Source organism: Psychromonas sp. KJ10-2 (genome assembly GCF_047323255.1).
Lineage (GTDB): Bacteria > Pseudomonadota > Gammaproteobacteria > Enterobacterales > Psychromonadaceae > Psychromonas.
Window position 1 is genome coordinate 754,432 of the sequence record NZ_CP178827.1, and the last position, 12,063, is coordinate 766,494.

The 12,063-nt window shown below is 38.1% G+C and carries 10 protein-coding genes and 3 pseudogenes; 7 read left to right on the forward strand and 6 right to left on the reverse strand.

Translation table 11 applies throughout. From position 1 onward, the window contains the following. Window positions 1–32 precede the first annotated feature (32 nt). Window positions 33–2,833 (reverse strand): annotated as a pseudogene (locus tag ACLKL2_RS03610) (bifunctional aconitate hydratase 2/2-methylisocitrate dehydratase). Window positions 2,834–3,276: 443 nt separating this feature from the next. Here ACLKL2_RS03610 and ACLKL2_RS03615 point away from each other — a divergent pair. Then, the gene (locus ACLKL2_RS03615) at window positions 3,277–3,750 is read left to right on the forward strand and encodes a peptide-methionine (S)-S-oxide reductase (protein ID WP_413693401.1); all 474 of its coding nucleotides are present in this window, start codon (window positions 3,277–3,279) and stop codon (window positions 3,748–3,750) included. Between the two features lie 57 nt (window positions 3,751–3,807). Here the strand turns inward: ACLKL2_RS03615 and ACLKL2_RS03620 are convergent, their stop codons facing one another. Continuing rightward, entirely contained in the window at window positions 3,808–4,416 is a 609-nt protein-coding gene (locus ACLKL2_RS03620) for a LysE family translocator (RefSeq protein ID WP_413693402.1), read from the reverse strand. A 436-nt stretch (window positions 4,417–4,852) separates the two neighbouring features. Here ACLKL2_RS03620 and ACLKL2_RS03625 point away from each other — a divergent pair, with 436 nt between their 5' ends. The 6 genes and pseudogenes from ACLKL2_RS03625 (at window position 4,853) to ACLKL2_RS03650 (ending at window position 8,293) form a co-directional block, all read left to right on the forward strand. After that, window positions 4,853–5,149 carry a GntR family transcriptional regulator gene (locus ACLKL2_RS03625; protein WP_413693403.1) on the forward strand — a complete coding sequence of 99 codons (297 nt, stop codon included), beginning with the start codon at window positions 4,853–4,855 and terminating at the stop codon, window positions 5,147–5,149. Window positions 5,150–5,257: 108 nt separating this feature from the next. Next, a complete protein-coding gene (locus ACLKL2_RS03630) occupies window positions 5,258–5,875 on the forward strand; it encodes a PLP-dependent aminotransferase family protein (RefSeq protein WP_413693405.1) in 618 nt (205 codons plus the stop codon). 16 nt (window positions 5,876–5,891) lie between these two features. Next, entirely contained in the window at window positions 5,892–6,281 is a 390-nt protein-coding gene (locus tag ACLKL2_RS03635) for a hypothetical protein (protein WP_413693406.1), read from the forward strand. Window positions 6,282–6,356: 75 nt separating this feature from the next. Further along, window positions 6,357–6,770: a hypothetical protein gene (locus tag ACLKL2_RS03640; protein ID WP_413693407.1), complete on the forward strand. Its 414-nt coding sequence runs from the start codon at window positions 6,357–6,359 to the stop codon at window positions 6,768–6,770. Further along, a complete protein-coding gene (locus ACLKL2_RS03645) occupies window positions 6,752–7,156 on the forward strand; it encodes a hypothetical protein (protein WP_413694241.1) in 405 nt (134 codons plus the stop codon). Before ACLKL2_RS03640 ends, ACLKL2_RS03645 begins: the two co-directional genes overlap by 19 nt. Before the next feature lie 178 nt (window positions 7,157–7,334). Beyond that, window positions 7,335–8,293 (forward strand): annotated as a pseudogene (locus ACLKL2_RS03650) (SMP-30/gluconolactonase/LRE family protein). Between the two features lie 58 nt (window positions 8,294–8,351). Here ACLKL2_RS03650 and ACLKL2_RS03655 read toward each other — a convergent pair. The 4 genes and pseudogenes from ACLKL2_RS03655 to ACLKL2_RS03670 all read right to left on the reverse strand — a co-directional run bounded on the left by ACLKL2_RS03655 (window position 8,352) and on the right by ACLKL2_RS03670 (window position 12,061). Continuing rightward, window positions 8,352–9,623 (reverse strand): O-acetylhomoserine aminocarboxypropyltransferase/cysteine synthase family protein, encoded by a 1,272-nt coding sequence (locus ACLKL2_RS03655; RefSeq protein ID WP_413693408.1) that lies wholly within the window; start codon window positions 9,621–9,623, stop codon window positions 8,352–8,354. A 444-nt stretch (window positions 9,624–10,067) separates the two neighbouring features. Beyond that, on the reverse strand, window positions 10,068–10,583 hold the full coding sequence (locus ACLKL2_RS03660) for a methyltransferase family protein (RefSeq protein ID WP_413693409.1): 516 nt from the start codon (window positions 10,581–10,583) through the stop codon (window positions 10,068–10,070). Window positions 10,584–10,703: 120 nt separating this feature from the next. Next, a pseudogene (locus ACLKL2_RS03665) lies at window positions 10,704–11,361 on the reverse strand (NADPH-dependent FMN reductase). Between the two features lie 61 nt (window positions 11,362–11,422). Further along, window positions 11,423–12,061: an HAD hydrolase family protein gene (locus ACLKL2_RS03670; RefSeq protein WP_413693410.1), complete on the reverse strand. Its 639-nt coding sequence runs from the start codon at window positions 12,059–12,061 to the stop codon at window positions 11,423–11,425. Window positions 12,062–12,063: the final 2 nt, after the last annotated feature.

Below are 12,063 nucleotides of genomic sequence, written 5' to 3' on the forward strand. Positions count from 1 at the left end.
CTTTTAAAATTAATAACTGAGTAGTGTGTTGTTTAAACGTTACTTACCGGAATAAACTCAACTGGCTCACTAGTCATTTCGTCTAATGGTGGAGCAAAGTCAGTTAGCTTGATGCCTTTCACTGCATTTTTGTACTCTTCCATTGTTGGTGTACGACCTAGAATTGTTGAAAGAACGACCACAGGTGTTGATGATAATAGTGACTCACCTTTTTTTCCTTCAGTATCTTCTACAACACGACCTTGGAATAAACGCGTTGATGTCGCCATTACCGTGTCACCTTTTTCAGCTTTCTCTTGGTTACCCATACATAGGTTACAACCAGGACGTTCTAAATACATGATGTTTTCATATTTAGTACGAGCAGCTTCTTTAGGTGTGTCATCGTTAAACTCGAAACCTGCGTATTTTTTCAACAGTTCCCAATCACCTTCCGCTTTTAACTCATCAACGATGTTGTATGTTGGTGGCGCAATAACTAGCGGTGCTTTAAATTGGATTTGACCATTTTGGTCTTCAAGGTTTCTTAACATTTGCGAGATGATTTTCATATCGCCTTTATGAACCATACAAGAACCAACGAATCCTAAATCAACCTGTTTCTCACCTTTGTAGTAAGAGATTGGGCGAATAGTATCGTGGGTGTAACGCTTAGAAACATCTTCATTATTAACATCAGGGTCAGCAATCATTGGCTCAACAACTTGGTCAAGGTCAACCACTAACTCAGCAAAGTATTTTGCATTGTTATCTGGAGATAAAGCAGGCTTATCACCAGATTTGATCTCACTGATACGTTTATCAGCAATCGCAATCAGACCTTTCAGTGTTTGTGCTTCGTTATCCATACCTTTATCAATCATGATTTGAATACGGCTTTTCGAAATTTCTAGCGACTCTATTAGTGTCTCATTTTGAGAGATACAGATAGACGCTTTTGCTTTCATTTCCGCAGTCCAATCGGTAAAGGTAAATGCTTGGTCAGATAATAAGGTACCGATATGTACTTCAATTACACGGCCTTGGAAAACATTATCGCCAAACTGTTTTAACATTTGTGCTTGTGTTGCATGTACTACATCACGGAAATCCATGTGGTCTTTTAAATCACCTTTAAAGGTTACTTTAACTGACTCAGGAATTGGCATTGTTGCCTCACCCGTTGCTAATGCTAGACCAACAGTACCTGAATCGGCACCAAATGCGACACCTTTAGACATACGCGTATGTGAGTCACCACCGATGATGATAGCCCAGTCATCTACTGTAATATCATTCAATACCTTATGAATAACGTCAGTCATTGGGCGATAAACACCTTTTGGATCACGCGCTGTAATCAAACCAAACTTATTCATAAACTGCATTAGTTTAGGAATATTAGCTTGTGCTTTAGCATCCCAAACCGATGCCGTATGACAACCTGATTGGTAAGCACCATCAACAATTGGAGAGATAACTGTTGCAGCCATTGACTCTAGTTCTTGAGAAGTCATTAGACCCGTTGTATCTTGCGAACCAACGATATTAACTTGAACACGTACATCAGAACCCGCATGAAGTGCTGCTTCAGACATTACACCTACTGCGTTTTTGTTGAAGATTTTTTCAACGGCTGTTAAGCCTTGACCTTCATGTGAAATCTCTTTTGATGGTGCATACACTAGCTCTAGTGGAACACCTAATGTTTCTGCAGCAAATGTTTGTAGTTTTTTACCAAATACAATCGCGTAAGAACCGCCCGCTTTCATGAACTCAACTGCTTGTGGAGAAAATGCAGAAGAAACATCAGCTAACTCTTTATCGCCGTTGTATAGTTTTTTCTCTTTAGTATTAATGGTTAATACTGTACCCGTTTCAACAGAGTATTTTTGCTCTAGTACTGGATCACCATTGTCATTTAAAACAGTTTTACCATCTGTATCTACTTTCTTAACCCAGTTTTTAAGGTCTAAACCAATACCGCCAGTTACACCAACGGTTGTTAAGAAGATAGGTGAAATACCATTAGTACCAGCAACAACAGGTGCAAAGTTAACAAATGGGATATAAGGACTTGCTTGTTCACCAGCCCAAAGTGCAACGTTATTTACACCTGACATACGAGATGAACCTACACCCATGGTACCTTTCTCAGCGATTAACATCACTTTTTTGCCAGGGTACTGTTTTTGCAACGCTTGAATTTCATCTTGCGCTTCTGGAGAAATCATACATTTACCGTGTAGTTCACGGTCAGAGCGAGAGTGAGCTTGGTTACCTGGAGATAGTAAATCCGTAGAGATATCACCCTCTGCAGCAATATAAGTCACAACATCGATAGTTTCTGGAATGTCAGGTAATTTAGTAAAGAAGTCTGCGCGAGCATAACTTTCAAGAATATCTTTAGCGATTTCATTACCTTCTTTAAAGGCAACTTCAAGACGTTCAGTATCCGCTTCATATAAGAAGACTTGTGTTTTTAATACTTCTGCAGCTGGTTTAGCAACAGATGCATCATCAGACAAAGCTAAATCTAATAATACTTCAACTGATGGACCACCTTTCATGTGAGAAAGCAGTTCAAAAGCAAATTCAGGCGTGATTTCAGCAACCACTGATTTACCTAAAATAATGTCTTTTAAAAATTGAGATTTAACACCCGCAGCACTGGTTGTGCCGGCAATGTGTTATAGATGAAGAAGTGTAGAGAGTCTTTGTGATGTTCGTTACCAGTATCTTTGATTTGCTCGATGATTTCAGCTAATAGCTCACCTTTATCAATTGGTAATGGATGTAATCCTTGAACTTTACGGTCTTCTATTTCATTTAAGTAATCTAAATACAGGCTCATTTATACCTCTAATAATAACAATAATTTAACATACGTAACATTATATACTATAAACATAAAAAATAGATAGCAACTCAACTCGCAGATAAAACGATATAATTCAATAAAATGAGACTAAAATAGCCCCATATGATTATCATTATCAGTAGCGAGCTGAAATTTAACAAAATTGTTCACAATTCATGCAGTATTTTACATTTATTGGATTAAGCACTAAAACATTCAATTTGCTCTATTTTATTAATAACCATTAGTTATGCATGGATAATCTCTCTTTATACTACGCTTTTCAATAGAAATAATTCGCGTTGGTCAATACAAGATACAAATAACCGCTATTAGTAAAAATTGTCAGTGTCGAGTCTTTAAAAACGAATAGCAAATTTACCGTGATTTATTTAGACTTCTTACTACAAGGTAACCAATGAACAATAGGATATACAGTGCAAGAGATTTATTTAGCTGGCGGATGCTTATGGGGAGTGCAAGAATACCTAAGACACCTACCCGGGGTGATCTTTACTGAAGTAGGTCGAGCCAATGGCACAACGCAGACATTGGATGGCGATTATGATGGTTATACTGAATGTGTGAAAACCCATTTTGACCCAAGCATTATTTCATTAGACATGCTAATTACACGTTACTTTGAGATCATCGATCCTTACAGTATCAACAAACAAGGTATTGATGAAGGTGAAAAGTATCGAACAGGTATTTACTCTAAACAAGCAGAGCACCTAGTTGTTGCCAAACAGTTTATTAACAGCCGTGAAGATAGTGTTAAAATAGCCGTAGAAATATTACCTTTAAGTAATTACATTAAAAGTGCTGAGGAACATCAAGATAGATTACAACACTATCCGGATGATTATTGTCATATCCCACCAGCAACTTTACATAAATATAAACAATAGCCATTACACCTATTTAATGTCATTAAAATGGAGAGGTTGTAAACAACCTCTCGTTTGCTAATTTAATATAAAAAACAATGTCCCTACCGTCATTGCCCCCATGGTGTAATTAAAACGCTGTTTACGTTTAGTAGTAGTTAACCATTGTGCGATACCAACCCCTAAGTAAGCCCAAAGGCTAATAGCCACAAAGCCATTTACTGCAAAGCACAACATGATCCATAAACCAGAAACAAAGTACTGATCACCTGTTAAAGTAAAGGTGCTGATACTGCCTATACCCATTGCCCAAGCTTTAGGGTTTACAAATTGAAAACCAGCCGCGCCTATAAATGACATAGGTTTATTTTTTTCTGGCTTCGTGCCTATTGCAGCACCTTCTGTAGAAGCAGTCGTTATTTTCCACGCTAACCAAAACAGATACACACTGCCTAATACTTTTAAAATGTCATAGAAGGAAGGAAAACTCTCTAGTACCACACCTAACCCTAGCAAGATAGACGTTAACAAACATGCTATCCCAACAATAATGCCAAACACATGGGGTAAGGTTTTTTGATAACCAAACTGCGCCCCCGAGGCTAACAACATAATATTATTTGGCCCTGGCGTTACAGACATTACAAAAGCAAACAATGAAATAGCTAATAATGTAGAGATATCCATATTACAACCTCCCAGTGATAAACAGAAATAATGTGTTAACCCCTTTGCAAACAATGTGTTTAATACTGTTTTTACTCAACTCTTTATCAATTTGATAATGTGATTTACCAATATCTTTGATCACAGACCGTGGTAGATGGTTTAATTGCTGCCGTGTTTGATACTGCCTACAAAATATTAATAACCTATTTAAATACTGCATCGCGCCTCCTGATACTTATCATCTCATTTATTAATTCAACTTTTGAATACCTAATGATTGTAAATAACTAGAAAACTCAATACAGATGCAAAAAATGTTATTTTATCAATACAGTTCAATAAAAATGCACTCTGTATGCTTAAAAGTTATCGCTTCTGTATGGTTAAGTCATACGCTTTTAATCTAGTATACAGTGACTAAGGCAAAATAGACTTGCTTTCAAGGAGGTAAACAATGGAGACGGCACTCAAGCTATACGAAAAAATTGCCAATACATTACGTGAAAATATACAGACAGGCTTATTTGTAGAAGGAGACAAGTTACCTTCCATTCGTCAGTTAGTGACAGAGTTTGAAGTGAGTATTTCCACTGTACAACAGTCCTACCATCAATTAGAGATGGAAGGCTTGATAGAGGCACGCCCTAAATCAGGCTACTTCGTTGCACATAAAATGGAATCACCGAGCTTACCTTTACCTCAAGACCCGCACAGCGCCCTATTGAAGTATCGCAATGGCAAGATGTTTTAGAAGTACTGTTAGCGAAAGAGGATAAAAAGAAAGTACAACTTCAACATGCAATGCCCAATATGAAAGTCCCTAGCCTATCGCCATTACTTCAAGAAAATGTCCTGGTTAATGCGCCAACAAGCAGAATTAAGTTTGCCCTACTGCGATATAAAAGGAACATTAGCATTACGAGAACAGATAGTAGAACTTGCAACTTATTCTGGATGTGTACTTCACCCCGATGATTTAGTGATCACATCAGGCTGCCAAGAAGCCCTATCTGTTTGTTTACGTGCGGTGACAGAACCATCAGATATTGTTGCCGTTGAATCACCTAGTTTTTACGGATCAATGCAGGCCATTAAAGCAGCAAATTTAAAAGCCATTGAAATACCAACTAATTCTGAAAATGGTTTGAGCTTAGAAGCACTAGAATTAGCCCTAGAGCAATGGCCGATTAAAGCCATATTAGTCACTCCTACGGTTAATAACCCAATGGGCTATAGCATGTCCGTCGCTGACAAAAAGCGCCTTTATCAACTGGCGCAGAGTTATGATATTAGTATTATTGAAGATGATATCTATGGTGATATCAGTTACCAATCACCACGCCCTAAAACCATTAAATCTTTTGATGAAGATGGCCGCGTATTATTATGTAGCTCTTTTTCTAAAAGTGTCGCTCCTGGCATACGAGTTGGTTGGATTGCCCCAGTGCCGTTATCGCGACAAAGTGACTCACATTAAATATGTAAGTAGCTCCATGTGCCCTACCTTACCGCAATTAGCGATAGCCGACTTTATTCAATCTGGCGGTTATGCACGCCATACACGTAAAGTTCGATTGTTATATAAACAAGGTCGAGATCATTTAATTCAATGCATTAAACAGCATTTCCCAGCAGACACCCGAATTAGCTTTCCTCAAGGTGGTTATATACTTTGGGTTGAGCTCGATAAACGCTACGACACAGTTAAAGTATATGCTCAAAGTAAAACAAGCAACGTCAGTATCGCACCAGGCACACTCTTTTCTGCAACAGGAAAATTTAGGCATTGTATGCGCCTTAACTTTAGTGAAAAAACAGCATCTGAAAGAGCGCAAGGAATTATAGAATTAGCGAGTTTGATTAAACAGCAAGATAATGATTAAGCTTTATTGATGATTCCGCTATTATTCGCGCTCAACTATTCCCGCTCAACATAGACTTAAGGTGAACGCAGTAATATGAACGGTACGTTAAATGATTTAAAAGTAACTTATGACCAACAGGGTTACTTTGTATTAAAAGATTATTTCAACGCAGATGAACTAATGCAATTAAAGCAAACTGTATTACTGTTTCATGAGAACTGGCAAAAAGATAATCACTATTTCTATCAAAGGGAAGCATTTAACTCATCTTTAATTACCGGCACACAATACCTAGCAAACACTGAGCGATTACAGCTGTTTAATTTTATCAGCTCGCCTAAAATGAGCCAGATAATCGAAGCGATTATTCCTCATAAACCAGCCTTTATGAATACTCAACTGTTTTTTAATCCATGTACTAAAGAGCAGGAGAATTTTGGCATCGCGATTGCCAATACGATCATGATCTTGCGGGGCAACAACAAGCCATTAAAGAAACCCAGGTAGTGCATTTTCGTGTTCCATTGTTTGATGAACCTGGTATGGAGCTAGTACCAGGATCACATACTCGTTGGGATACCCAAGAAGAGTTGGATGTACGCCTAGCAAGAAAACGCAAGTTCAGCAGTGATGAACTCTCAACAGGTAAAAAAATTCCATTGAACGTGGGTGATTTATTAGTGTTTTCCGCAGATATGATCCACCGTGGCTTATATGGTCAAGATAGATTAGCCTTCGACACCTTGGTTTTTGACTCTTCCGGCGACTTTGTTGATTATGTTGATGATGACTGTTTACCTAGCCAACAGATGCTTAAGCAAATTAACAACCCCACTATTTTTGAGAATTCACTTTATTTGAAGTCATTAAATTGTCATGAGCATACTTGCTAATGGGTTAACAAACAATGCAAACTCTTTGTGAACTCTTAACAGTAAACTAGGTCTGTAAATTAAAGGGATTGAATCGTTTACGGTTAAGACAAACGTCGCTATCTACTCACTTATATGATACAAAATCCCAATAAACTTGTTATAAAATAATCATAGATAAATGATAAAGGAATTAATCATGTCGATTGTTAGCCCTATAAAATGGATCACCTTAAGTTTATTAACCTTGAGCATTACATTAACTGCTTCGCAGGCACAACAAAGCACCCAAACACAAGCCAATGAAAATCCATTACAGAACATCGGAGAAGTGAAAGTAGTGGCCAGTGGGTTTATCTCTACAGAAGGCCCTGTTTGGCATAAAAAATCTAACTCGTTGATCTTCAGTGATATTCCTGGTGACACCATTTATGCGTTAGAAACTTCAACAAACACTTTGTCGGTTTTACGCAACCCCAGTAATGCCTCAAACGGTCTAGCATTAGATAACCAAGGTTTTTTACTCGCAGCAGAACAAAAAACTAGAATCATATCGCGTATGGATCTTAGTAGTTCAGAGGTCGTGCCTTTTATTAGCCGCTTTGAAGTTGATGCAGCCTCTAAAAAGTTTAACTCGCCCAATGATATTGCAGTATTTAAAGACGGTAGCGTGTTCTTTACTGATCCACCATTTGGATTAAGAGGAAAAACCTCTGACTTAGGTTTCAATGGAATTTATGTTCGCTACCCAAGTGGAAAAATTAACTTAATCAAAAAAATGCCCTTAGACGTGAAACCCAATGGCATCATTTTTAATGCACAACAAAACATCTTATATGTGGCAATTTCAGATGATAAATCTGGGCCAATTTTAGCTTATGACGTTGATTCAAAGGGAATGCTACTTAATGAGCGTGAATTTGTTTATGCACAAAATGCCGATGGGATGAGCATTGATAAAAAAGGTAATTTATATGTTGCGACTCGTACTGGGATTGAAGTGTTTTCAGCAACAGGACAGCGCTGGGGAAAATAACCTTGCCCAATACAATACGCACCACCAACTGTGCTTTAGGTGGTAAAGAGATGAATACCTTGTACATCACTAATCGTAGCGGTGATTTATACGCGGTGACATTACCTGCCTTGACAGAATAACCAAAGCGCCAATTAACCACATTTCAAGTCGGCAATTGGCGCTGCTTATTTACTGTGCTTATGCTTTATCTAACGCTTGGCTAACGTCTGCGATAATATCTTCAATACTCTCAATCCCCACTGAAAGACGAATTAAATCTCTGCTAACACCAGCACTGGCTAACTCTTGATCATTTAATTGGCGGTGTGTAGTAGATGCTGGGTGACAAGCTAATGATTTAGCATCACCAATATTCACTAAACGTAATACCATGTTTAATGCATCAATAAATCGCGTGCCCGCTTCAAGTCCACCAGCAATCCCAAAGCTTAAAATACCAGATGCTTTACCTGAAGTGATCTCTTGGCAAGTTTCGAAGTAAGGGCTTGATGTTAAGCCTGCATAATTAACCCAGGATACTTTTGGGTGCTGCTCTAAATACTCTGCTAATTTTAATGCATTTTCACAATGACGCTCCATTCTTAACCCTAATGTTTCTAAGCCAATAAGAATGTCAGAGGCATTTTTAGGCGCTAATGCAGCACCTGTATTTCGTAATGGGACAACACGACAACGGCCAATATAAGCAGCTTCAGCAAAAGCTTCAGTGTAAACAACATTATGGTAAGAAGGATCAGGTTCATTGAGCATTGCAAAACGTGTTGCATTTGCTTTCCAATCAAACTTACCTGAGTCAACAATCATGCCACCAATTGCTGTGCCATGACCATTAATATATTTAGTTAATGAGTGCACAACTATATCTGCACCTAGCTCAAATGGACGACATAAATAAGGGGTTGCCACTGTATTATCAACAATTAACGGGACACCTTTGTTATGTGCGATTTCAGCCAGTTTTTTAATATCAACGATATTACCTGCAGGGTTACCAATAGACTCACAGAATACCGCGCGGGTTTGATCGTCAATCGCCGCTTCAAAAGCAGAAAAATCATCGGCTTTAATCATACGCGCTTCTACGCCTTGACGCGGCAGAGTATGAGCAAAGAAATTATAAGTGCCTCCATACACCTGACTAGTGCTAACAATATTAGTCCCTACTTCACACAAGCATTGAATAGCATAAGTGATTGCTGCCATACCAGAAGCCACTGCTAATGCTCCGATTCCACCTTCCATCGCAGCAATACGTTGTTCAAGGACCGCATTAGTTGGATTCATAATACGTGTATAGATGTTGCCTGGAACTTTTAGGTCAAACAGATCTGCGCCATGTTGGGTATCATCAAAGGTATATGAAGAGGTATGGTAAATAGGCACTGCAGCGGACTTAGTCGTTGCTTCAGACTCATAACCATGGTGTAAAGCTAATGATTCTAGTTTCATATCAATTCCTAATGTGGTTGTTATACCAATCAAACTAATTAATTGATCTATTTTACTTGTTAAAATAACTTATTTCTTCGTTGTAAATATCGTAAAGGCAACAGCTATTAAAGAATGAACGAAGTTAATCATCAATAGGCTCAATTTACGCCTTAAGCTAAGTCATTTTTCCTACGCAAAACTTAGATCACTTATTTAATATAATTGGTATTATAAAGAGGTTAATTTGTCAGTTATGGCCTCTAAGTTATCACCAATCCCCATCAGTAACCAAATCAAAACTATGAGCTAGCTTGCATAAACAAATGATTTTTATCTGCAAAACCACACACTATAACCATTTAGGGACTTGTGCTTGATAAGTAGGATATTCAGTTGGAAATATGGATGTTAAATGTGTTTCTTCAGCAACACTTTGACGGTATAAAGCGACCACACCGATAACTAAACAAATAAATGAAAATAATGAAGGCAATGCAAAGAAAAACCCAGTTGCGAAAGCATAATACTCACGAACATTGGATGTCGGGAATAACCATAAATACCCGTTGTTTTAAGGTGCATAGGGCCGCTCGGATCAATACCTGTTCGCCAATCTTTACCTAAGGATAAATGGATAAAAATAGTAGAGACAAAACCTAGTGTTAATAACAGATCACCTAGAACAATCACCAATCCATTATTCAACCATGAAAAAAGACCTAGATAATTATCAAACTCTACAAAGACTAAACGAGTCAAACAAACCAGCCAAATAGCTGCTCTAAACACTCTAAAAGTCATGTGGTTCCACCAAGTATTACAAAAGCGTTGCCCTGGAAAAACCACTGAGTTAGTTTCTGATTTTTTGTGCTTTATGATAATGCGAGCAGTATAGAATAAAGCCACAAAAGAATAAAAAACCGCGAGATAAACACGGGTAAAATCAACCACTTTTTGGTCAACATTAAAGAGTTCCATCACTTACTTCCCTTATGGTTTCTCGAACTTCTTATTGATATATGCATTATAAATAGAAGTACTTATAGAAAAAATCGATATTGCATTAACTGACAATACTATTTTATTTTAACACTCTTTTTATGGTGCATCTCTTTCTGTAGGTGAACGCTTAAAGGTTCGCCCCATACTTAACGGATCAACTAGCTGACGTTGTTGATGAGTTGCTTCCGCCCACCATATAAGTTGATTAAAGGTTTGTGCAAAATAATTAAACCAGGTGTTTTTATCTTGTGTTTCCTGCATCGAACCATCGTCCGTCAACACCTCTTGAGCTTTGGGCACATGAATCATTGATGAAACAGATAAACAACCTAATTCCGATAAGAAAGTACGCATACCAACGGCCGCACGCATCCCCCCATTGCCCTGCAGAATAGGTCACAATGGCACTGGGTTTATACGAAAATAAAGAGCTTCCAAAGTGGTTTAACAAATGACTTAACGCAGGGCTCATTGAATGGTTATATTCAGGACTGACCATGATATAACCATCACTCTGTTGAATCTTATTGGCTAAACAATCTAAATCAGCAGGCACCTGGCTTTTGGCATAGGAAAAATGCGGCTTGAACACGGTATCCATTGGGTAATCGATAGCATCCACTAGTTCAAATTCATGGTCACTATAACGGCTTTGTAGGCAGGCCATACAAGACTTAGCAACGCGTTCACCTAACCTAGCCGGTCTAGGTGGTGTGCTATCGCGCACCGAGCCTAAAAATACTAAAAACTTCATTTATCCTCACTCACTATTGGCTAATAACAGCGATTAATGCTTTACCAAAAGTCAATAAACCTTAAACGTCTAACACAAATTTTTGAATTGCTTTTGCCACACCACTTTCAGTATTAGATAATGTTATATAGTCAGCGATCTCTTTAATATCGTCAGTGGCATTGCCCATCGCCACTCCCATACCAGCATACTTGATCATATGGTAATCATTGCCAGCATCACCCACACACATCACTTGCTCAGCAGGAATTGAGAAATAATCGGCTAGGGCTTTAACACCAATCCCTTTATTACTCTCTTTGTTCAAAAACTCTAAAAAGAAAGGTGCGCTTTTTAAAATAGTAAACTGCTCGTATAGTTCAGCAGGTAACTTCTCAATCGCCGCTGATAACTTTTCTGGTTGATCAATGATCATCACTTTTAGAATATCGTCGTCATCGGCGAATTCATTAAAATCAAATAAGGTAATTAATTCACCATTAGTACGAGACTCTAAATCGGTATATTCATTATGTGCTGGTGTGACCAAACCTCGTTTAGCACAAAAGGCATGCACATTTAGCTCCATCAAATCGGCTAATTTAGCAACTTGCTTGGCATCTTTACCGGTTAAAATTTGACTACGAATAATCTCACCACTTTTTACCTGTTGCACGACAGAAGCATTAAAGCTTAATACATAATCATCATTGCTCGTCATGC